The 21884-nt window shown below is 72.7% G+C and carries 21 protein-coding genes; 11 read left to right on the forward strand and 10 right to left on the reverse strand.

The window, feature by feature from the left end:
• Positions 1 to 286: 286 nt before the first annotated feature.
• Positions 287 to 556, forward strand: a complete 270-nt coding sequence (locus tag ACZ4UB_RS14905) for a hypothetical protein (RefSeq protein WP_354380847.1) — start codon at positions 287 to 289, stop codon at positions 554 to 556.
• 9 nt (positions 557 to 565) lie between these two features.
• On the opposite strand, the gene ACZ4UB_RS14910 is transcribed toward ACZ4UB_RS14905, so the two are convergent.
• A complete protein-coding gene (locus ACZ4UB_RS14910) occupies positions 566 to 2398 on the reverse strand; it encodes an AMP-dependent synthetase/ligase (protein WP_468070448.1) in 1833 nt (610 codons plus the stop codon).
• A 111-nt stretch (positions 2399 to 2509) separates the two neighbouring features.
• Here ACZ4UB_RS14910 and ACZ4UB_RS14915 point away from each other — a divergent pair, with 111 nt between their 5' ends.
• Together ACZ4UB_RS14915 and ACZ4UB_RS14920 are read left to right on the forward strand one after the other, a co-directional pair.
• Entirely contained in the window at positions 2510 to 3241 is a 732-nt protein-coding gene (locus tag ACZ4UB_RS14915) for a MerR family transcriptional regulator (protein WP_354380845.1), read from the forward strand.
• 60 nt (positions 3242 to 3301) lie between these two features.
• Positions 3302 to 3943, forward strand: coding sequence for a maltokinase N-terminal cap-like domain-containing protein (locus tag ACZ4UB_RS14920; protein WP_468070449.1), 642 nt, complete (start codon positions 3302 to 3304; stop codon positions 3941 to 3943).
• Between the two features lie 68 nt (positions 3944 to 4011).
• On the opposite strand, the gene ACZ4UB_RS14925 is transcribed toward ACZ4UB_RS14920, so the two are convergent.
• The 5 genes from ACZ4UB_RS14925 to ACZ4UB_RS14945 form a co-directional block, all read right to left on the reverse strand.
• A complete protein-coding gene (locus tag ACZ4UB_RS14925; RefSeq protein ID WP_468070450.1) occupies positions 4012 to 6183 on the reverse strand; it encodes a 3-hydroxyacyl-CoA dehydrogenase NAD-binding domain-containing protein in 2172 nt (723 codons plus the stop codon).
• 48 nt (positions 6184 to 6231) lie between these two features.
• A complete protein-coding gene (locus ACZ4UB_RS14930; RefSeq protein ID WP_354380842.1) occupies positions 6232 to 7446 on the reverse strand; it encodes an acetyl-CoA C-acetyltransferase in 1215 nt (404 codons plus the stop codon).
• 51 nt (positions 7447 to 7497) lie between these two features.
• Complete coding sequence (locus ACZ4UB_RS14935) at positions 7498 to 8640, reverse strand: acyl-CoA dehydrogenase family protein (RefSeq protein ID WP_468070451.1); 1143 nt, start codon at positions 8638 to 8640, stop codon at positions 7498 to 7500.
• A 6-nt stretch (positions 8641 to 8646) separates the two neighbouring features.
• Positions 8647 to 9774, reverse strand: a complete 1128-nt coding sequence (locus tag ACZ4UB_RS14940; protein ID WP_468070452.1) for a CaiB/BaiF CoA transferase family protein — start codon at positions 9772 to 9774, stop codon at positions 8647 to 8649.
• 136 nt (positions 9775 to 9910) lie between these two features.
• Entirely contained in the window at positions 9911 to 10321 is a 411-nt protein-coding gene (locus ACZ4UB_RS14945; protein ID WP_468070453.1) for an MmcQ/YjbR family DNA-binding protein, read from the reverse strand.
• A 95-nt stretch (positions 10322 to 10416) separates the two neighbouring features.
• Between ACZ4UB_RS14945 and ACZ4UB_RS14950 the strand changes: the two genes are divergently transcribed.
• Positions 10417 to 11655, forward strand: a complete 1239-nt coding sequence (locus ACZ4UB_RS14950) for a saccharopine dehydrogenase family protein (protein ID WP_468070454.1) — start codon at positions 10417 to 10419, stop codon at positions 11653 to 11655.
• Positions 11656 to 11698: 43 nt separating this feature from the next.
• Here the strand turns inward: ACZ4UB_RS14950 and ACZ4UB_RS14955 are convergent, their stop codons facing one another.
• A complete protein-coding gene (locus ACZ4UB_RS14955; RefSeq protein ID WP_354380837.1) occupies positions 11699 to 12376 on the reverse strand; it encodes an endonuclease V in 678 nt (225 codons plus the stop codon).
• Between the two features lie 25 nt (positions 12377 to 12401).
• Here ACZ4UB_RS14955 and ACZ4UB_RS14960 point away from each other — a divergent pair, with 25 nt between their 5' ends.
• Entirely contained in the window at positions 12402 to 12701 is a 300-nt protein-coding gene (locus ACZ4UB_RS14960) for a YciI family protein (protein WP_468070455.1), read from the forward strand.
• Between the two features lie 57 nt (positions 12702 to 12758).
• Here the strand turns inward: ACZ4UB_RS14960 and ACZ4UB_RS14965 are convergent, their stop codons facing one another.
• On the reverse strand, positions 12759 to 13877 hold the full coding sequence (locus ACZ4UB_RS14965) for a WD40/YVTN/BNR-like repeat-containing protein (protein WP_468070611.1): 1119 nt from the start codon (positions 13875 to 13877) through the stop codon (positions 12759 to 12761).
• A 346-nt stretch (positions 13878 to 14223) separates the two neighbouring features.
• Here ACZ4UB_RS14965 and ssgD point away from each other — a divergent pair, with 346 nt between their 5' ends.
• The 5 genes from ssgD to ACZ4UB_RS14990 all read left to right on the forward strand — a co-directional run bounded on the left by ssgD (position 14224) and on the right by ACZ4UB_RS14990 (position 19121).
• Positions 14224 to 14640, forward strand: a complete 417-nt coding sequence (gene ssgD / locus ACZ4UB_RS14970) for a spore wall synthesis regulator SsgD (protein ID WP_354380835.1) — start codon at positions 14224 to 14226, stop codon at positions 14638 to 14640.
• Positions 14641 to 14865: 225 nt separating this feature from the next.
• Complete coding sequence (locus ACZ4UB_RS14975; RefSeq protein WP_468070456.1) at positions 14866 to 16512, forward strand: ABC-F family ATP-binding cassette domain-containing protein; 1647 nt, start codon at positions 14866 to 14868, stop codon at positions 16510 to 16512.
• 252 nt (positions 16513 to 16764) lie between these two features.
• Positions 16765 to 17616, forward strand: coding sequence for a helix-turn-helix domain-containing protein (locus ACZ4UB_RS14980; RefSeq protein WP_468070457.1), 852 nt, complete (start codon positions 16765 to 16767; stop codon positions 17614 to 17616).
• Between the two features lie 159 nt (positions 17617 to 17775).
• On the forward strand, positions 17776 to 17994 hold the full coding sequence (locus ACZ4UB_RS14985) for a hypothetical protein (RefSeq protein WP_354380832.1): 219 nt from the start codon (positions 17776 to 17778) through the stop codon (positions 17992 to 17994).
• A gap of 155 nt (positions 17995 to 18149) precedes the next feature.
• On the forward strand, positions 18150 to 19121 hold the full coding sequence (locus ACZ4UB_RS14990; protein WP_468070458.1) for an acyl-ACP desaturase: 972 nt from the start codon (positions 18150 to 18152) through the stop codon (positions 19119 to 19121).
• Between the two features lie 117 nt (positions 19122 to 19238).
• On the opposite strand, the gene ACZ4UB_RS14995 is transcribed toward ACZ4UB_RS14990, so the two are convergent.
• Both ACZ4UB_RS14995 and ligD read right to left on the reverse strand, forming a co-directional pair.
• On the reverse strand, positions 19239 to 19496 hold the full coding sequence (locus ACZ4UB_RS14995; RefSeq protein WP_385772264.1) for a WhiB family transcriptional regulator: 258 nt from the start codon (positions 19494 to 19496) through the stop codon (positions 19239 to 19241).
• Positions 19497 to 19598: 102 nt separating this feature from the next.
• Positions 19599 to 20618: a non-homologous end-joining DNA ligase gene (gene ligD / locus ACZ4UB_RS15000; protein ID WP_468070459.1), complete on the reverse strand. Its 1020-nt coding sequence runs from the start codon at positions 20616 to 20618 to the stop codon at positions 19599 to 19601.
• 125 nt (positions 20619 to 20743) lie between these two features.
• Between ligD and ACZ4UB_RS15005 the strand changes: the two genes are divergently transcribed.
• Positions 20744 to 21817, forward strand: coding sequence for an ATP-dependent DNA ligase (locus ACZ4UB_RS15005; RefSeq protein WP_468070460.1), 1074 nt, complete (start codon positions 20744 to 20746; stop codon positions 21815 to 21817).
• Positions 21818 to 21884 lie beyond the last annotated feature (67 nt).

Below are 21884 nucleotides of genomic sequence, written 5' to 3' on the forward strand. Positions count from 1 at the left end.
CCCCCCCCCCCCCCCCCCCCCCCCCCCCCCCCCCCCCCCCCCCCCCCCCCCCCCCCCCCCCCCCCCCCCCCCCCCCCCCCCCCCCCCCCCCCCGCCCCGGCAGGAGGGCGCCGGTGAGGAGTCGGCGCGGGATCCGCGGCCGCACATCCACGCGCTGGCGACCTCCGGCCGGCACACCGAGGCCGCCGCGCTCGCACGGGCGTGGGAGGAGCACGTCATCCAGCGGACGGGGCACGGGTCGCCGGAGGCGACCCGCTGGCTGGAGATCCGCGCCGACCTGGCCAGAATGGCGGGGACCTTCGGGACCGCGACCCGGCTGTGGACCAGCGCCGGGCTGATCCGGCTGGCCCGCCAGTCCCCCGACGCGCCGGAGGTGCACGCCGCGGCGGCGGGCGCCCTGTACTGCTGGACGCAGCTGAGGGACCAGGAGACGGCCCTCGACACCGCCCCCGAACTGATCAGGTTCCTGCGCGCGCTGCGTTCCTTCGACTCCCGGCACATCGAAATGGCCCAGCAGCGGCTGGAGTTCCTGCACCGCGCGCCCAGCCGGAGCTGACCCCGCGGGCTACGGCGCCTGGTGCGGCTCCGCGTACAGGCCCTCGATCAGCGCCCCGTACTTCTCCCGCACGACGCGCCGGCGCAGTTTCAGCGACGGGGTCAACTCCCCGGACTCCGGGCCCCATTCCTCGGTGAGCAGCCGGTAGCGCTTGATCTGCTCCGTGCGGTTGAGCCGCGCGTTGGCGGCCTCGACGGCGCGCGCGATCTCCCGCGCGACCTCCGGGTGTCCGGCCAGCTCGGCGGGGGTGGTGGCCGCGATGCCGTGGGCGGCGGCCCAGGCGGGGGCCAGTTCCGCGTCGAGCACGAGCAGGGCGACCAGGTAGGACCGGCCGTCGCCGTGCACCAGGGCCTGGCCGATCAGCGGGTGCTCCTTGACGGTGTTCTCCACCAGGGCGGGCGAGACGTTCTTGCCGTTCGAGGTGATGATCAGTTCCTTCTTGCGGTCGGTCAGCCAGAGGAAGCCGTCCTCGTCGATCCGGCCGATGTCCCCGGTCGGGAACCACCCCTCGGCGTCGGTGGCACCGTCCACCGTCCCGTCCGGCCGCAGGTAGCCGCTGAAGACGGTGGCGCCGCGGGTGAGGATCTCCCCGTCCTCGGCGAGCCGCAGTTCCAGCCCCTCGATGGGGCGGCCGACCGAGCCGAGCCGGAAGCCGTCGGCGCTGTTGACGGTGCACACGCCGGAGGTCTCGGTGAGCCCCCAGGCGTCCATGATGGTGATGCCCCAGCCCGCCCAGAACCGGACCACGTCCAGCGGCATCGGCGCGGTGGCGCTGGCCGTCCAGACCAGCCGGTCGAGCCCGGCCATGACCAGCAGGGGGTCCAGCACCCGCTCCTTGGCCAGGGCGTAGGCCGCCTCGACTGCGGGCGGGACCGCCTCGCCGCGCTCGCGGTGGCCCGCGCGGGCCCGGGCGGTGTCGTTGGCCGCCTCGATGGCGCTGCGCTGCTCCGGCGGCAGCCCGGCGAGCACCGCCCGTACGGACGCGGCGAGCTTCTCCCAGACCCGGGGCACGCCGAAGAACTGCACCGGGTGCAGTTCGCGGACCGCCCCCGCGACGGCGGTGGGATCGGCGCACAGCCGTACGTGGGCGGCGCGCAGCAGCGGCAGGTAGATGCCCAGGACCCGCTCGGCGATGTGCGCGAAGGGCAGGTAGCAGATGTGCTCGGCGTGCTCGGGCAGCTCGACGTGGCGGTCGAGGCGGACCGTCTGGAGCATCAGGTTGCGGTGGCTGAGCCGGACCCCCTTGGGGTCGCCGGTGGTGCCCGAGGTGTAGACGACGGTCAGCGGGTCCTCGGGACGGGCCTGGCGCCAGCCCTTCTCGAAGGCGTCGGAGCGGAAGGTCCGGGCGCCGCTCGCGAACAGCGAGCCGTACGTCCGGTGCGGGCCGGCGTCGGCGGCCTCGGCCACCACGAGCCGTTCCAGGGGGACCTCCGGGTCCGCGAGCAGCGGCTCCCAGCGGGCGAGTTCCCCGGCCCCTTCGACGACGGCGAGGCGGGCCCGGCTGTGCCGGGCGATGTGCGCGATCTGTGCGGGTGCGGAGGTCCCGTAGACGGTGACGGGCACCGCGCCGAGGTGGACGAGGGCGAGGTCGCTGAGCCAGTGCTCGGGGCGGTTGCCCATCATCATCAGGACGTGGTCGCCGCGCTCGACGCCCAGGGCCGCGTAGCCGGCGGCGAGGACGCCCACCTTGCGGCGCGCCTCGGACCAGCTGAGGGTGGTCCAGCCGGGGCCCTCGCGCCAGGAGAGGGCGGGGAGGTCGCCGTGGTCGGTGGCGTTGCGGGCGAGCAGCGCGGGCAGGGTGATCCCGTCGGGGCTTCCGGGCAGTCGCAGGTTCGTCGTCATGGGCAGCTCCTGGCCGTTTCACATCGTTGGTGCGACAGCAATACTGTTGAACACGAACGGGCCGAACGTAAGCCGAATGCAACGTGCTGATCAGAGAGCGAGGCGCAGACCATGACCACCCAGGCGCCCGAGCCCACGCTCACCGTCGACGAGCTGGCGTCCCGGGCGGGCGTGACCGTCCGCACCGTACGTTTCTACAGCACGCGCGGGCTTTTGCCCCCTCCCGTGATCGGACCGCGGCGGGTCGGCCACTACGGGCCGGAACACCTCTACCGGCTGGCCCTGATCGAGGAGTTGCAGCACCAGGGCATGACCCTGTCGGCGATCGAGCGCTACCTCGACGCGCTCCCGGACGACCTCAGCGCGCACGATCTGGCGATCCACCGCGCGCTGGTGGCGACCTGGGCCCCCGACGCGGCGCTGGAGTCCTCGCGCGAGGAGTTGGAGAAGCGGGTGGGGCGGCCCCTGTCGGACTCCGACGTCCAGCGGCTGACCGCGATGAACGTGCTGGCGCCGGCGCCGGACGGGGACGCCTTCCGGGTGGATCCGGGGCTGTTGCGGCTCGGGGTCGCGCTGCTCGACGTACCGATCGCGCACGAGACGATCATGACGGCGCGGACCGTGCTGATGGAGCACGCGCGGACCGCGGCGCACGAACTGACCGCGCTGTTCCGGGACGAGGTCTGGGGTCCCTTCACGCAGGGCGAGAGCGATCCGGAGCGGGTCGAGGCGATGAAGTCACTGTCCGCCCACATGCAACCGATGGTGGTCCAGGCTCTGGTGACGGCGTTTCAGCGTTCGCTCAAGGACGAGTTGCGGGCGGCGTTCACCGCGCCCGAGTGACCGGCGGGAGGGGGTGGGCCGGGTGCGGGGGCGCCGTGGCGGCGGGGTAGCTTTCCTGCCATGGCGATCATCCACAGGACCACGATGGACCCCGGCAAGCTGGAGCTCCTCGCCGCATGGCTGCCGGAGCGACCCTGGTACACCGCGAGCGGGCGGCCCCCGGAGCTGCTCCGGGCGGGCGGCTTCCGGCTCGACGATCCGCAGGGCGAGGTGGGCATCGAGTTCATGGTGGTCACCGACGCCTCGGGCGGGCGTCCGATCTCCTACCACGTGCCGGTCACCTACCGCGGGGCGCCGCTCGAAGGGGCCGGGGCGGGGCTGATCGGCACCTCGGAGCACGGGGTGCTCGGGCGGCGCTGGGTGTACGACGGCGCGCACGACCCGGTGTGCGTGGACCGGCTGCTGGCCCTGTTCCAGGGCCGCGCGCAGGCGCAGCACCAGAGCCTCAGTGAGGTCCCCGAGCCGGCCGTGAGCACGCGCTACGACGGCCCGGAGATCGCGGACTTCCCGCTCTCGCAGGTCCCGGAGGTCGCCGAGGACGCCGGGGGCACCCGGGTCCTGCTGCCCGGCGGCGCGCGGCTCGGGCTGACGCGCGTGCTGCGCGAGAACACCGACCCGGCGGGGGTGGTGGCCGAGTGGACCGCCCCGGACGGCGTCGCCCACCGCGGCACCTTCGCCTCGCTGGACCTCACCGGGAGCTGAGCCCCGGCCGCCGACGTCGCCCCGACGGTCCTCCTGGACCGCCGGGGCGCCCGGCACGGTGGGGGCGGTCAGTCGGTGAAGGTCTCGCCGCGCTCGGCCTTCCCGACGAGGAGGGCGGGCGGGGCGAACCGCTCGCCGTAGGCCGCGGCCAGCTCGCGCGCGCGGGCCACGAAGCCGGGGAGGGCGCCCTCGTACCCGTTGATGTACTGGATCACGCCACCGGTCCAGGCCGGGAAGCCGATGCCCATGATCGAGCCGATGTTGGCGTCGGCGACCGAGGTCAGCACGCCTTCCTCGAAGAGTCGGACGGTGTCGATGGCCTCGGAGAAGAGCATCCGCTCCTGCATGTCGACGAAGGGGATCTCCGTGCCCGGCTTCGTGAAGTGCTCGCGCAGGCCCGGCCAGATGCCGGCCCGCTTGCCCGCCTCGTCGTAGTCGTAGAAGCCCGCGCCACCGCTGCGGCCGGGGCGGCCGAACTCGTCCACCATCCGGTCGATGACCGTGTCCGCGGGGTGCGCCGCCCAGCTCCGCCCGGCCTCCTCGAAGGCCTTGCGGGTCTCGTTGCGGATCTTCCGGGGCAGGGTCAGGGTCAGCTCGTCCATCAGGGAGAGCACCTTCGCGGGGTAGCCGGCCTGGGCGGCCGCCTGCTCCACGGAGGCCGGCTCGATGCCCTCGCCGACCATCGCGACGCCCTCGTTGATGAACTGGCCGATCACCCGTGAGGTGAAGAAGCCGCGCGAGTCGTTGACCACGATCGGGGTCTTGTTGATCTGGCGGACCAGGTCGAAGGCACGGGCCAGGGCCTCGTCCCCGGTGCGCTCGCCCTTGATGATCTCCACCAGCGGCATCTTGTCGACGGGCGAGAAGAAGTGCAGCCCGATGAAGTCGACGGGGCGCGAAACCCCTTCGGCCAGGCCCGTGATGGGCAGGGTGGAGGTGTTGGAGCAGAGCAGCGCGTCGGGCTCGATGACGTCCTGGATCTCCTGGAACACCTTGTGCTTGAGGGAGGTGTCCTCGAAGACGGCCTCGATGACGGCGTCGCAGCCCGCCAGGTCGGCGGGGTCGGCCGTGGGGGTGATCCGGGCGAGCAGTTCGGCGCGCTTGGCCTCGGTGGTGCGGCCCCGGGAGAGCGCCTTGTCGAGGAGCTTCTCGGAGTAGGCCTTGCCCTTGGCGGCGGCCTCGGCGGTGACGTCCTTGAGGACGACCTCGATGCCCGCGCGGGCGCAGGAGTACGCGATGCCCGCGCCCATCATGCCCGCGCCGAGGACGGCGACCTTGCGGACCTCGCGCGGTGCGACGCCCTGGGGGCGGCTGGCACCGGAGTTGACGGCCTGGAGGTCGAAGAAGAACGCCTGGATCATGTTCTTGGCGGTCTGTCCGGTGACCAGCTCGGTGAAGTAGCGGGCCTCGATGGTCAGCGCGGTCTCGAAGTCGACCTGGGAGCCCTCGACGGCGCAGGCCAGGATGTTGCGCGGGGCCGGGTACGGGGCTCCGTTCAGCTGCTTCTTCAGGTTCGCCGGGAACGCCGGGAGGTTCGCGGCGAACTTCGGGTGGGACGGCGTACCGCCCGGGATCCGGTAGCCGGGGACGTCCCAGGGCTGCTGCGAGACCGGGTTGGCGTCGATGAAGGCCCGGGCCTTGTCGAGCATCTCCTCGCGGGTGGCGGCCAGTTCGTGGACCAGGCCGTTGTCCAGGGCGCGCCGCGGGGGGTACTGGGTGCCCTGGAGCAGCACCTTGAGGAGCGCGTCGGTGATGCCCATGAGGCGCACGGTGCGGGTGACGCCACCGCCCGCGGGGAGCAGGCCCAGGGTGACCTCGGGCAGGCCGATCTTGGAGCCGGGGGCGTCGAGGGCGATGCGGTGGTGGCAGGCGAGGGCGATCTCGTAACCGCCGCCGAGAGCAGCGCCGTTGATGGCGGCGACCACGGGCTTGCCGAGGGTCTCGATCCGCCGCAGGGAGCTCTTGATGGCGGTGCCGGTGTCGAAGGCGAGCTGGGCGTCCTCGGGGCGGAGGCGGATCATCTCCTTGAGGTCGCCGCCCGCGAAGAAAGTCTTCTTGGCGGAGGTGAAGACGATGCCCCGGATGGAGTCCTTCTCGGCCTCGGCGCGGTCGGCGATCGCCGCGATGGAGTCCTTGAAGGCCTGGTTCATCGTGTTGGCGGACTGGTTGGGGTCGTCGAGGATCAGGGTGACGACGCCGGTCTCGTCCTGTTCCCAGCGGATCGTGGTGGACTCGCTCATTTTCGCTACTTCCGTGTGAGAAAGGGGGGCTGCCGGGGACGGGGACGGTCAGAGGCGCTCGACGACGGTGGCGACACCCATGCCGCCGCCGACGCAGAGGGTGACGAGCCCGTAGCGCTTGTCCTGGCGCTCCAGCTCGTCGATGACGGTGCCGAGGATCATCGCGCCGGTCGCGCCGAGGGGGTGCCCGAGCGCGATGGCGCCGCCGTTGACGTTGACCTTGTCGAGGGAGACTCCCATGTCCGCGACGAAGCGCAGGACGACGCCCGCGAAGGCCTCGTTGATCTCGATGAGGTCGATGTCGTCGATGGTCAGTCCGGCCTTGGCGAGGGCCTTGCGGGTGGCCGGGGCGGGTCCGGTGAGCATGATGGTCGGCTCGGAACCGGAGACGGCGGCCGAGACGATCCGGGCCCGCGGCGCCAGTCCGTTCCGCTCCCCCGCCTCGCGGGAGCCGATCGCGACGAGCGAGGCGCCGTCGACGATGCCGGAGGAGTTGCCCGCGTGGTGGACGTGGTCGATCTTCTCGACCCAGTGGTACTTCTGCAGGGCGACGGCGTCGAAGCCGCCGAGCTCACCGATGTCCGCGAAGGACGGCTTGAGCCGCGCGAGGCTGTCGGCCGTGGTGCCGGGGCGGACGAACTCGTCGTGGTCCAGGACGACGAGGCCGTTGCGGTCGGTGACCGGGACCACGGACCGGGCGAAGCGGCCGTCCTTGATGGCCGCGGCGGCGCGCTCCTGGGAGAGCGCCGCGTACTCGTCGACGTCGCGCCGGGAGAAGCCGCCGAGGGTGGCGATCAGGTCGGCGCCGATGCCCTGCGGAACGAAGTTGGTGTCCCAGTTGGTCATCGGGTCGTTGAACCAGGCACCGCCGTCGGACGCCATCGGAACGCGGGACATCGACTCGACGCCGCCGGCGAGCACCAGGTCCTCCCAACCCGAACGGACCTTCGCGGCGGCCAGGTTGACCGCCTCCAGCCCGGAGGCGCAGAAGCGGTTCTCCTGTACGCCGGCCACCGTGTCCGGCAGCCCCGCGGCGATGGCCGCGATCCGCGCGATGTCCGAGCCCTGGTCGCCGACGGGGCCCACGACCCCGAGCACGATGTCGTCGATGGTCGCCGGGTCCAGGCCGGGGTTGCGCTCGCGCAGGGCGTGGATGAGGCCGACGACGAGGTCGATCGGCTTGGTGCCGTGCAGGGCCCCGTTGGCCTTGCCGCGGCCGCGCGGGGTGCGGATCGCGTCGTACACGTACGCTTCGGTGCTCACTGGTCATGCCTTTCGAGGGTTCGATGATCGGGCGGGGAGGGGAGGAGCCGGTCAGCCGAGCAGGGAACGGCCGATGATCTCCTTCATGATCTCGGTCGTGCCGCCGTAGATGGTCTGGATGCGGCCGTCCACGAACGCCCGCGCGACCCGGTACTCACTCATGTATCCGTATCCGCCGTGCAGTTGCAGACAGCGGTCGGCGACGCGCTTCTGGAGTTCGGTCGCCCACCACTTGGCCATCGAGGCGTGGACGGCGTCCAACTCCCCGTTCGCGTGGTCGACGATGCACCGGTCGAGGAAGGTGCGGGTGACGGCGCACTCGGTCGCCATCTCCGCGATCTCGAAGCGGATGTGCTGGAGCTTGGCGAGCGGCCGCCCGAAGGCCTCGCGCTCCTTGACGTAGGCGGTGGTGATCTCCAGCAGGTGCTCGGCGGCGGCGATGCCGGCCATCGCGATGCCCATCCGCTCCTGGGCGAGGTTGGTCATCAGATGGACGAAGGCGCCGTTCAGCTCGCCGAGCAGGTTCCCCTTGGGGACGCGCACGTCGTGGAAGAAGAGCTCCGCGGTGTCCTGGGCCTTCTGGCCGATCTTGTCGAGGTTGCGGCCGCGCTCGAAGCCCTCGGCGCCGCGCTCCACCACCAGCAGGGACAGGCCGTGCGCCCCGCCCTCGGGGGTGGTCTTCGCGACGACGATCACGAGGTCGGCCAGGATCCCGTTGGAGATGAAGGTCTTGGAACCGTTCAGCACCCAGTGGTCGCCGTGGTCCTCGGCGTGGGTGCGGATGCCCTGGAGGTCCGAGCCCGCGCCCGGTTCGGTCATCGCGATGGCCGTGATGGTCTCGCCCGAGCAGAAGCCGGGCAGCCAGCGGCGCTTCTGCTCGTCGGTGGCCAGCGAGGTCAGGTACGGCCCGATGATGTCGTTGTGCAGGCCGATGGCCAGCCCGGCGGCGCCCGCCCGGGTGAACTCCTCGGCGATGACCGCCGCGTAGCGGAAGTCGGGGTTCCCGCCGCCGCCGAACTCCTCGGGCACCGCGAGGCCCAGCAGCCCCTGGCGTCCCGCGGCCCGCCAGGCCTCGCGGCTGACGATGCCCTCCTTCTCCCACTGCTCGTAGTGCGGCAGCACCTCCTTGGCGAGGAAGGTGCGCACGCTCTCGCGGAACGTCTCGTGCTCGGGCTCGAAGATCCGGCGCTTCACGGGTTCTCAGTCCTCCAGCGGGTACAGGGCCGGGACGTCCCAGTCGCGGGCCACGGATGCGGTGTGCGCGCCCGGCAGGGCGGGGCCGCCGCGCACGGCGGCGGGGGTGGCGGAGAAACGGGGTGCGGGGGCCGGCTGGACGATCCCGCCGACGTCGGTGAAGGTGCCGCGGGCGGCGAGGTGCGGGTGGGCCGGGGCCTCGCGCAGCGACAGCACGGGGGCCACGCAGGCGTCCGTCCCCTCGAACACCTCGGTCCACTCCTGCCGGGTACGGGTCCTGAACCGGGCGGCGACGGCCTCCCGCAGCTCGCCCCAGCGGGCCAGGTCCTTGCGGGCGGGGGCCTGGTCCTTGATGCCGAGCAGGTCGGTGAAGGTGTCGTAGAACTGCTGCTCCAGCGCCCCGACGGCCATGTAGCCGCCGTCGGCGGTCTCGTACGTCCCGTAGAAGGGGCAACCGCCGTCGAGCAGGTTGGCCCCGCGCCGGTCCTGCCAGCCTCCGGCCGCCATCATCCCGTGGATCATCGACGTGAGGTGCGCGGTGCCGTCGACGATGGCCGCGTCGACGACCTGGCCGGTGCCGGTGGTGCGCGCGTGCTGGAGGGCGGCGAGGACGCCGATGACCAGGTAGAGCGAGCCGCCCGCGTAGTCGCCGACCAGGTTGGCGGGGACCGCGGGCGGCCCGTCCGGGGCGCCGATCATGCCGAGGGCGCCGGTGACCGCGATGTAGGCGATGTCGTGGCCGGCGCTGTGGGCGAGCGGGCCCTCCTGGCCCCAGCCGGTCATCCGGCCGTACACCAGCCGGGGGTTGCGGGCGTGGCACTCGGCCGGGCCGACGCCGAGCCGCTCCGCGACCCCGGGACGGAACCCCTCGATGAGCACGTCGGCCCGCTGGACCAGGTCCAGGACGCGGGCGGGGCCGTCGGCGGACTTGAGGTCCAGCAGGACCGAGCGCTTGTTGCGGTTGGTGACGTCGTAGGCGGGGTCGACGGCCAGGCCGCCCCCGCCGGGCCGGTCCACGCGGACGACGTCCGCGCCGAGATCGGCGAGGAGCATGGCGGCGAACGGTCCCGGGCCGATGCCCGCCAGCTCGACGACGCGCACTCCGGTCAGCGGGCCGTTCCCTGTCACTGCCATCGAGCCCCCAGCATCCGTGGTACCCCTGTGTGACACAACTGATGTAACACCAGTGATGCTAGGAACGGGCACGGCTCAGCACAACCCCTTGGAGCGGTCGACCGAGCAAGCGCTTAGCCGCTCGCGCTCCCCCTTCCTACCCCGCGGCCCCCGCGCCGTCAGCCGCCCCCGAGCGTTCGTCGAGCGCCTTCACGTGCCGCTTGAGGGCCACGGTCCGGTAGCTCTCCTCGACCCACTCGCAGACCACCTCGGCGCTCGGCGATCCCTGCCGCCCCAGCGGTACGGTGACCCAGCCCGAGCGGCCCAGCCCGTAGCCGGTGGGCGCGGCGCCGGGCGCGGTCATCGCGTGGGCGTGCAGCGCCTCGTCCTTCAGCTTGACCGAGAGGGCGGGCGGCTCGGGGCCGTCGGCGTTGCCCAGGAAGACGAAGACCTTGCCGTTGATCTTCGCCACGGCGCGCTCCGGATCCCAGGGATGGTCCTCCCGGGCCTCCGGCAGCCCGAGGGCGAACTCCCGCACTGCTTCCCACGTGCGTACCGCAGCCTTCATCGACGCCTCCCCTTCACCGCAGGTCCCACCTGCTCGCACGGACAGTCGATCCCCACGCTAGCCTCGGCGACCATCAGCAGTCGGGAGGAGCGGTGATGAACAGCCGGAACAGCGATCAGAACGCGCCACAGCCGTCGGAGCATCAGGACCAGCGGAGCGGGCGCGCCTACGACCTGGTGCTCTTCGGAGCCACCGGCTTCGTGGGCGCCCTGACCGCCGAGTACCTCGCCGCGCACGCGCCGGCCGGGTGCCGGTGGGCGCTCGCGGGACGGGACCCCGCCAAACTCGAACGGCTCCGCGACCGGCTCACCGCCCTCGACCCCCGCTGCGCGGAGCTGCCGCTGCTGCGCGCGGACGCCGCCGATCCGCGGGCGGTGCGCGAGCTCGCCGCCACCACGCGGGTGCTGGCCACCACGGTGGGCCCGTACGTGCACCACGGCGCGGAGCTGGTCGCCGCCTGCGCCGAGAGCGGCACCGATTACCTGGACCTCACCGGGGAGCCGGAGTTCGTGGACCGGATGTACGTCGCGCACGACGCGCGGGCCCGGGAGAGCGGCGCCCGGATCGTGCACGCCTGCGGTTTCGACTCCATCCCGGCGGACCTCGGCGCGTACTTCACCGTCCGTCAGCTGCCCGAGGGCGTACCGCTGACCGTGGACGGGTTCCTGCGCACGCAGGCCTCCTTCTCCGGCGGCACACTGGCCTCGGCGCTCGGCGCCTTCGGGCGCGGGCCGCAGACGCTGGCCGCCGCGCGGGAGCGCCGGCTGCACGAACCGCGGACGGTGGGCCGCCGGGCGCGGGGCCCGATCGGGGCACCCCGCTACAGCCGGGAGACCGGCACCTGGGCCCTGCCGCTGCCCACCTTGGACCCGCGGGTGGTGGCCCGCTCGGCCGCCGCCCTGGAGCGGTACGGTCCGGACTTCCGCTACCGGCACTACGCCTCCGTGCGGCACCTGCCGATCGCGGCGGCCGGTGCGGGCGCGGTCGGGGCCACGGTCGCCCTGGCCCAGATCCCGCCCGTGCGGCAGTGGCTCGGCGGGCTGTGGGAGCCGGGGCGCGGCCCGGACGCCGAGCGCAGGGCGCGCAGTTGGTTCACGGTCCGCTTCGTGGGCGAGGGCGGCGGGCGGCGGGTGTTCACGGAGGTCTCGGGCGGCGACCCCGGCTACGGGGAGACGGCCAAGATGCTCGGGGAGTCCGCGCTGTGCCTGGCGTACGACCGGCTCCCGGCGACCTCCGGGCAGGTGACCACGGCGGTCGCGATGGGCGACGCGCTGCTGGAACGGCTCCAGAAGGCGGGGATCCGCTTCCGGGTGGTGGACGAGCGCGCGGTGTGATCCCCCGCGCGGGCGGGCGCCCGGGGCGCGCGCCCGGGGAGTCTCAGCCGGCCTCGCGCAGGGCCCGGCGGCAGAGGGAGTCGGCGTGCCGGGTGGTCTCGGGGATCCGGAAGCGCGGGCTCAGGGCCAGGGTGTGCGCGGCCGCGTTGTCGAGGGAGACCCGGTGGCCCACCGAGACGTACACGGGCTTGATCCCGTCCTGCGTGCGCAGCGCCCGGCCGACCACGGAGCCGTCGGCGGCCAGGAGCGGGGAGAAGTCGCCCCTCCTGGCGCCCGGTTCCTCGTAGGTGAAGGTGAAGGGATTCTTCGCGACGCCGAGGGTCGCCAGTCCCGTGACCACGCCGAGGTGGCAGGCGAGCCCGAAGCCGCGCGGGTGCGCCAGCCCGTAGCCGTCGCAGACGACCAGCCCGGGGGGCGAGGTCAGCGCGTCCAGGGCGGCCAGGACGGTGGGCAGTTCCCGGAAGGCGAGCAGGCCCGGGACGTAGGGGAAGCTCACGTGCCCCACGGCGGTCGCCTCCTCGACGACCTCCAGCGTGCGCGCGTCCAGGACGACGGCCGCCGCGGCGACCAGGTCGCGCTCGTCGTCGTAGGCCACGTCGACACCGGTCACCAGGCCCTGCCCGACCGGCGGTCCGGCCTCGGTGAGCACGACCTGGTGGCGCAGTCGGTCCTGTATCGCCCGGGCCTCGGCCTCGTCCGCGGGGGTCTTCACACTCGTCATGAGGTGCGAGAGTAGCCTGGCGATCATGTTCGTAATGGAGTTGACCTACACCGCGCCCCTCGAAGCCGTCGAAGAGCACATGGACGCGCACATCGCGTGGTTGGGCGGCTACTACGCCTCGGGCGTCTTCCTCGCCTCGGGCCGCAAGGTGCCGCGCGAGGGCGGTGTGATCCTGGCGGGCGGGGTGTCCCGGGCCGAGATCGAGAAGATCGCCGCCGAGGACCCCTTCACGGTGGCGGGCGTCTGCGCCTACCGGATCACCGAGTTCATCGCGACCAGGACCTCGGCCGACCTGGCCGCGGTCCGCGAGGCTCCGCTCTCCTAGGTCGTCTCTTTCGGGGACCCGCCCGGTGGCGGCCGGCAGCCGCCACCGGTTGCCGCGCTACTCGCGGTCGCCCGGTTCCAACCGGGCGACCCGGCCCTTCTCCCCCGCCGCCCAGCACGCCAGGTCCGCGGTGCAGTCGACGGTGTCGAAGGAACCCGTGGCCAGCGGCCGCCAGCTGCGACCCGCGTCGAGCGTGACGTCCGTACCCGTCGGCCCGACCGCGAGGGCCACGGTCGCCGTGTACGGGACCCAGGCCACCCCGGAGCGGTAGGCGGGCGGCGCCGCGCCGGCCGGCCGCCAGGTGCGGCCCGCGTCGGCGGAGAGCGCCCCGGCCCGCGGGGACGCCTGGCCGGTGCGGTAGTCGCCGCCCACCGCGAGGCCGTGCCCGCGGTCGCGGAAGGCGAGCCCGAAGACCCCCTTGGCGGGGTCGCCCGCGGGCACGGTGGAATCGGCCGCGCTCCAGGTCAGCCCGCGGTCGGCCGAGTGCAGCACGCGCGCCTGCGCGCCGCCGCCGGTGGCCAGCCACACGTCGGCCGGGCCCGAGCTGACCAGGCACTGCCCGCTCGCGGCGAACCCGGCCTCGCCGGGCAGCGCGTCCGGCATCCCGGTGTTCGCCAGCACCCGCCAGCTGCGGCCGCCGTCCGCCGTGGACAGGATCCGGAACTTCCCGTCCACCGGGTCGCTCACGGCCAGCCCGTGGGCGGGGTCGAAGAAGGTCAGGCAGTCGTAGAAGGCGCGGGGGTCGGGGTTGCGGAAGGTCTCGGTCCAGCTGGCCCCGCCGTCCTCGGTCCGCCAGATCCGGGAGTCCTGGCCCTCGCCGATGGAGAGGGCGACCGCGCGCCGCGCGTCGAAGGCCTCGATGTCGCGCAGCTCCAGGCCGGCGGCGCCGGGCGGCGAGACGTCCGCCCAGCCGCGCCCGCCGTCCACGGTGCGCAGCACCTTGCCCTGGGATCCGGACACCCAGGCCGTCGAGCGGTCCACCGCGGCCAGCCCGCGGAACCGGGCGTCCGTGGCGGTGGCCTTGAGGGACCACTCCAGACCGGAAGGGGACCCGGACGCGAGGGCGGCCGACGGGCCGGGTGGGGTGGCCGACGGGCCGGGTAAGGGGGTGGTCCGCGCCTGGGCGGGAGCGGCCAACGCCCCGACCAGGGCTGCCGCGCACATGCCAACTGCCAGAAGTCTCATGGCGCCGGAAGCTAACGCACCCCGCGGTGGCCGTCCAGGGCGCCTCGCCACACCCTCACGGAGGGTGCCCGTACGGCAACACGAGTGATCGGTTGCGCTCGCGGAGTGAGCGAGATCCGGCCTTAGTTGAACCACCGCACAGACCTCCGGACCCACCACTTTCCCTTGTGCCCCATGACCACTGCCGACGGACCGTACGATCACACGACGGCGTTCCGGCCATTCGGTGACACAGCTCACTCCTTCCGCGCATGCACGGATTCGCGATTTCCCGCGTCTATCCGGATGCCGGGCCCCAGCCACAGTCCGGCAACCGATCGCCGCAAGGGAGCGAGCCTTGATCACCATCATCGAGCAGGCCGTGCAGGCCCGTCTGGTCGCCGCAGCGCCGAAGGTCGAGACCGTCCCCGTCACCTTCCATTACGACCGCTCGGATCCCTTCGCCGTCCGCATGGCCTTCCCCGCTCCGGCGACCCTCGAAGGCATCGAGGTGTCGTGGACCTTCGCCCGCGAGCTGCTGGAGGCGGGCCTGGACCGTCCCTGCGGCCACGGCGACGTGCGGGTGCGGCCGTACGGATCGGGCAGGACCGTGGTGGAGTTCCACGCTCCGGAGGGCGTCGCCATCGTCCTGATGGCCGCCGCCGAGCTGCGCCGCTTCCTGGAGCGGGCCGCGGCCGTGGTCCCGCCGGGGCTGGAACACCTGTACCTGGACGTGGACCACAGCCTGGCCGAGCTGATGCGCGACTCCTGTTGACGTCGACCGCCGGATGCCGGCGGCTCGGCTCCGGTCGGCGAAAACCGTTTGCGGGCGGCCTGGGCCCCCCGTAGCTTCGTAGACGCCCCATTGCCGCCGAAACGGAGTAGGACATTGCTCTTCTGAGGTCCGAGACACCGACCCCCCAAGCCCTTCGTCAGGAGCGCTCGTCGTCGGCTGTCTCCCCGCGTTGCACTGCACCATTCACGCAACCTGGAGGCCTCCATGAGCCATGCCCCTACGTTCGTCACGTGTTCCGCCCTGTCCTTCGACTGGCCCGACGGGACCCCCGTCTTCGACGGGCTCCAGCTCGCCGTCGGCCCCGGCCGCACCGGCCTGATCGGCCTCAACGGCTCGGGCAAGTCCACCCTGCTCAAACTGATCGCGGGTGAACTGACCGCGGGCGACGGCCAGATCGCCGTCGCCGGCACGGTCGGCCACCTCCCCCAGGGAGTCACCCTCGACACCACGCTGCGCGTGGACGAGGCGCTCGGAATCGCCGCGGTCCGCACCGCCCTGCACGCCATCGAGGCGGGCGAGGCCACCGAGGCCAACTTCACCGCGGTCGGCGACGACTGGGACGTGGAGGAGCGGGCGACCGCCACCCTCGACCAGCTGGGGCTGGGCCGGATCGGCCTCGACCGCACGGTCGGCGAGCTGTCCGGCGGCGAGTCCGTGCTGCTGCGACTGGCGGCCCTGCTGATCGCGCGGCCGGACGTCCTACTGCTCGACGAACCCACCAACGACCTCGACCTGCGGGCCCGACGCCGGCTCTACGCCGCCGTCGACTCCTGGACCGGCGTCCTGGTCCTGGTCAGCCACGACCGGGAACTGCTGGACCGGGTGGACCAGATCGCCGAACTGCGCGAGGGCGAGGTCCGCTGGTACGGCGGCAACTTCAGCGCGTACGAGGAGGTGCTGGCCGCCGAACAGGAGACCGCCGAGCGGCTGGTCCGGGTCGCCGAGGCCGACGTACAGCGCCAGAAGCGCGAACTGTCCGACGCCCACGTCAAGTTGGCCCGCCGCAAGCGGTACGGCCAGAAGATGAACGACACCAAGCGCGAGCCCAAGATCGTGATGGGCGAGCGGAAGCGACAGGCCCAGGTGTCCGCGGGCAAGCACCGCATCATGCACACCGAGAAGCTCGCGCAGGCGCGCGAACGGCTCGACCAGGCGGTGGAGGCGGTGCGCGACGACGACGAGATCCGCATCGAGCTGCCCGCCACCCTGGTCCCGCCCGGGCGCGGCGTGCTGACCCTGCGCGGCCTGCACCTGGCGCACGCGGCCTCGCCGGCCGTCCCGGAGGCGTGGGAACTGCGCGGGCCGGAGCGGATCGCCCTGGTCGGACGCAACGGCTCGGGCAAGACCACCCTGCTGCGCACGGTGGCCGGGCTGGTCCCGCCGGTGGCCGGGGAGGCGGCGGTGCACGTACCGGCGCGCTTCCTGCCGCAGCGGCTCGACGTCCTCGACGACGGGCTCTCGGTGGTGGAGAACGTGGCGCGGTTCGCGCCGCAGGCCACGAACAACGGGATCCGGGCGCGGCTCGCGCACTTCCTCTTCCGCGGCGCCCGGGCGGACCGGGCCGCCGGCACCCTGTCGGGCGGCGAGCGCTTCCGTGCGGCGCTCGCGGCGCTGCTCCTGGCCGAACCGGCTCCGCAGCTACTGATGCTGGACGAGCCGACGAACAACCTGGACCTGGCGAGCGTACGGCAGTTGACGGAGGCGTTGGATTCCTACGAGGGGGCGCTCATCGTGGCCAGTCACGACGTGCCGTTCCTGGAATCGATCGGCATCACCCGCTGGCTGCTGCTCGACGACGCACTGCGCCCGACCACGGCGCGGGAGGTCCGCGAGTCCATGTGGCAGGACTGAGCGGCACCCGGGGGACCGGGCGGGGCCGACCCGCCCCACCCGTCGACGCGCCCGGTGCTCCCCCCTTCGGGGGCGGGGTGCCGGGCGCGCGTCGTCGTACCGCCGAGCCTTCCGAGGGAGTCCTCCGGCACCGGGAGGTCGCCGCGTGTGACAATTGCACTACTGAACGTAGCGTACGTAGGTGCACAGTGCCACCAGTCGCATGACCGCCTACCGCTTTCTCAGGGCATTCCACGAGAGGGGAACCGCGCCATGCCACCGAGGAGCACGCCGACCGCCCGCCAGCAGCGCCTGGGCGCCGAGCTGCGCAGACTCCGCGAGCGGTCGGGCACGACCGTGCAGCAGGCCGCGGCGCTGCTGGGGGTCGACCGCACCCGCATCCCGAACATCGAGTCCGGCCGGCTCGGCATCACCGCGGAGCGGGTCCGCACGCTGGCCCACCACTACGCCTGCCCCGACGCCGCGCTCGTGGACCTGCTCGCGGGGATGACCCAGGAGCGCGACAAGGGATGGTGGGAGGAGCATCGCGCCCAGCTCCCGCAGGGGCTGCTCGACATCTGCGAACTGGAGCACCACAGCGTCGAGTTGCACACGGCCGTGACCGCGCACATACCCGGCCTGTTGCAGACCGAGGCCCACGCGCGGGCGGTCTTCGAAACCGCCGACCCGCCGCTCCCGGCGGCCGAGGTGCGGGCCCGACTGGCGCTGCGCATGGGCCGGCGGCGGATCTTCGCGCGCGAGCGGCCCCCGACCTACGAAGCGGTGGTGCACGAGGCGGCACTGCGCATGCAGTTCGGCGGGCCGGGGGCGGCCCGGGCGCAACTGGAGCACATCCTGGCGGAGTCGGAGCGCGAGCGCGCGACGATCCGGGTGATCCCCTTCACGGCGGGCGGCCTGCCCGGCGCGGGCCAGTCGTTCACCTACGCGGCGGCGACGATGAGCCAGCTGGACACCGTGCAGCTCGACAGCGCGCACGGGTCGGCGCTCCTGGACTCGCAGGAGGAGCTGCTGCGCTACCGGAGGCTGCTGGAGCGGCTGCGCGGCCTGTCGCTGAGCGTGAGCGCCTCGCGCGATGCCATCCGCGCGATCGCGCGGGACCTGTGAGGCCCGCGGGGAAACAGTGAACCCGCCGCACGCGGGACCCGTGTGCGCTCCGAGGGAACACCACAGGACGCCACGCACACCACGAACCACCACGGACGCGAACACCACGGACGCGGACACCACGGACACGAACCCCACGGACACCGGAAGAAGGACGACATGAGCGCGACGACCACCACGGCCACCGCCCCCGCCATCGACTGGGACCGCGCCTTCTGCAGCGAGGGCGCGAACTGCTTCCGCTTCGGCCGGGACGCCGACGGCAGGGCCTACATCGGCACGACCGGCTCCGCCGCCTACGTCTCGGACTCCACGGAAGCGCTCCGCGCGCTGATCACGGCGGTCAAGGGGGGTGCCGCGGATCACCTTCTGGTGTGACTTTGCGCGTCCCGGCGGCGCCTAGAACTGCATACATAACCGGACGTAACCAGGCACCCCCAGGGGTGGGGCTTGGTTCCTCTTGATGCCGCGCTTAACCTACGGGTTCGTAGGCTACGGAACCGTAGGTATTCGCTTTGTCCCCAGGAGCACCCGTGACGATCACCTCTCCCCACCTCGGCAGCTCGGAGGCGTGGACCGACGCCAAGCTGCTGTTCGCGCTGGAAGAGGTGGTGGAGAAAGAGCTCAACCGTCACCTGAAGGTGACCAAGGACTGGATGCCCCACGAGTACGTTCCTTGGAGCGACGGGCGCAATTTCCCGGGGTTCTTCGAGGACGGCGAGGAGTGGGCGGTCGGCCAGTCCAAGGTCACCGACATCGGCCGCACGGCGCTGGTGGTCAACCTCCTCACCGAGGACAACCTCCCCAGCTACCACCACGAGATCGCTTCCCTCTTCGGTCGCAACGGCGCCTGGGGCACCTGGGTGCACCGCTGGACCGCGGAGGAGGGGCGCCACGGCATCGTGATGCGCGACTACCTGCTCGCGTCCCGCGCGGTGGACCCGGACCAGCTCGAAGCGTTCCGGATGATGCACATGTCGGAGGGCTTCGAGTCCGACAACCGGCACTCGATGCTGCACTCGGTGGCGTACGTCGCCTTCCAGGAGCTGGCCACCCGCATCTCGCACCGCAACACCGGCCACCAGTCGGGCGACCCCGTCTGCGACCGGATGCTCGCCCGCATCGCGGCCGACGAGAACCTGCACATGATCTTCTACCGCAACCTGCTCGGCTCCGCCTTCGAGCTGGCCCCGGACCTGACGATGCAGGCCGTGCGCGACGTGGTCGTCAACTTCCGGATGCCGGGGCACGGCATGCCGGGCTTCGAGCGGGCCGCGGCGCAGATGGCCATCGGCGGCATCTACAACATGCGCATCCACCACGACGACGTGCTGAGCCCGGTGCTCCGCTTCCTCAAGGTCATGGAGATCGACGGCCTCGGCCCCGACGGCCAGCAGGCCCAGGACGAGCTGGGCATGTACATGGACGGCCTGGACTCCGAGGCCCGCAAGTTCGACGAGCGCCTCGCCGCCCGCGCGGCGCGCATCGCGGCCCGCAAGGCCTGAGGGCCGGCGGTCGGGGCCCGGTCCCGCGCCGTGTGAAGTGTGACGGCGGTCCCCCGGCGGAGCCCAGCTCCGCCGGGGGACCGCCGCGTTCGTGAGCGGGGCGGCCGGGCCGACGCGTCAACCGCGCGGGCGCAGGGCGTGGCGTTCGCCCTCCGAGAGACCGCCCCAGACGCCGAAGCGCTCGTCGTTGGCCAGGGCGTACTCCAGGCAGGCGACCCGCCCCTCGCACGCTCCGCACAGTCGCTTCGCGTCCCGCAGGGAGGACCCGGGCTCCGGGAAGAAGAAGCCGGGGCCGGTCTGCGCGCAGAGTGCCAGTTCGTACCAGGAGACGTCCGTCGTCGCCGTCGCCGTGCGTTCGCTCGTGTTCATCGACATGCGCAGATACTCACCGCGCCGGATGTACGTCCGATCAACGACCGATCAACACGGCCGCACGGCGTCGTTGATCGCACCGGGCGGCGCCCCCATCGGGGCGCCTCAGTCCTCGTGCCGGGCGCGGCTCGGTTGGACCCGCTTCGGTTCGCCCGGCATCTTCGGATAGTCCGGCGGGTAGGGCATGTCGCCCATGCCGCGCTCGTGCTCGTCGCGCTCCGCCAGGGCCAGGACCGCTTCCAGGCCGAAGGCGTGGTCGTCCATGTCCGCGTGGACGTCGCCCAGCTCGGCGAAGCGCTTCGGCATCGTCACGATGTCGAAGTCCCGCGGCTCGACCGCGTCCACCTCGTCCCAGCGCAGGGGCGCGGAGACCGGGGCGTGGGGGCGGGGGCGGACGGAGTAGGCCGAGGCGATGGTGCGGTCGCGCGCGGTCTGGTTGTAGTCGAAGAAGATCCGCTCGCCCCGCTCCTCCTTCCACCAGGCCGTGGTGACCTTGCCGGGCATCCGGCGCTCCAGCTCCCGGCCGAGCGCGATCGCGCAGCGCCGGACCTCGGTGAAGGTCCAGCGGGGTGCGATCGGCACGAAGACGTGCAGGCCCCGGCCGCCCGAGGTCTTGGGCCAGCCGCGCAGGCCCAGCTCTTCCAGCAGCGCGCGCAGCTCGTGGGCCGCCGCCACCGCATGGTGGTAATCCGTCCCCGGTTGCGGGTCGAGGTCGATGCGCAGCTCGTCGGGACGGTCGGTGTCCGCGCGTCGCACCGGCCACGGGTGGAAGGTCAGGCAGCCGAGGTTCGCGGCCCAGAGCACGGCGGCCGGCTCGGTCGGGCAGATCTCGTCGGCCGTCCGCCCGCTGGGGAAGGCGATGTGGGCGGTCGGGATCCACTCGGGCAGGTTCTTCGGCGCGCGCTTCTGGAAGAAGGACTCGCCGTCCACCCCGTCCGGGAAGCGCTCCAGGGTCGTCGGCCGGTCGCGCAGGGCGCGGGTGATGCCCTCCGCCACGGCCAGGTAGTACTGGGCGACGTCCAGCTTGGTCAGGCCGCGCTCGGGAAAGTAGATCTTGTCCGGGCTCGACAGCCGTACGGCCCGCCCGCCCGCTTCCAACTCGATCGCCTTGCCCGCAGCACCCATGTGCGCCACGGTAGGCGGGCCCGGCGCACCTCGCATACCGGGCGCGGCGGGACGTAGCGCCGCAGAATCGTAGGGACGGGTCGTCCGGAAGCTCAGGACGACCGAGAGGACCAGGTGGAGGTGGCGTGGACCTGCCCGTGATGCCCCCGGTGAAGCCGATGCTCGCGAAGTCCGTGTCCGAGATTCCCGCGGGCATGCAGTACGAGGCGAAGTGGGACGGCTTCCGCGCCATCGTGCACCGGGACGGCGACGAGATCGAGATCGGCAGCCGCACCGGCAAGTCCCTGACCCGCTACTTCCCCGAACTGGTCACCGCCTTCCGGGAGGAGCTGCCCCCGCGCTGCGTCGTGGACGGGGAGATCGTCATCGTTCAGGGAGGACGGCTGGATTTCGACAGCCTGACCGAACGCATCCATCCCGCGGCGTCCCGCGTCACCCTCCTGGCCGGTACCACCCCGGCCAGCTTCATCGCCTTCGACCTGCTCGCGCTCGGCGACGAGGCCCTCCTCGACACCCCGCTCGCCGACCGGCGCACCGCACTCGCCCGCTCCCTGTCCACGGCCCGTCCCCCCGTTCATCTGGCGCCCGCGACCACCGACCCCGCGCTCGCGCGGGAGTGGTTCGAGCGGTTCGAGGGCGCCGGGCTCGACGGGGTGATCGCGAAACCGCTCGATCTGCCCTACCGGCCCGATGCCCGCATCATGTTCAAGATCAAGCACGAGCGTACGGCCGACACCGTCGTCGCGGGTTTCCGTTTCCACAAGAGCGGTCCGATCATCGGATCGCTCCTGCTCGGCCTCCACGACGAGCACGGCACGCTCCAACACGTGGGCGTCTGCGCCGCCTTCCCCATGAAGCGCCGCGCCGAAATGGTGGAGGAGCTGGCCCCCCTGCGCATGCCGAGCCCCGAGGGCCACCCGTGGGCGGCCTGGGCCGAGGAGTCCGCCCACGAGGGCGCCCGCCTGCCGGGCGCCCAGAGCCGCTGGACCGGCAAGAAGGACCTCTCCTGGGTACCGCTGCGCCCGGAACGCGTACTGGAGGTCGCGTACGACACCCTCTCCCACACCGCGGCCCAGGCTCCCCGATTCCGGCACACGGCCCGTTTCCGGCGATGGCGCCCGGACCGTACCGCCGCATCGTGCACCTACGAGCAACTCGAAGAACCCGAGTACAACTTGAGCGACATCCTCCCCTCCTGACCCCGTCGTCCGCAGGTCACCACCCCACCCGCGGCGTAGCCCTCGGGACGAGCCCCGCCCGCGACCG

Source organism: Streptomyces sp. NPDC028419, from assembly GCF_055565515.1.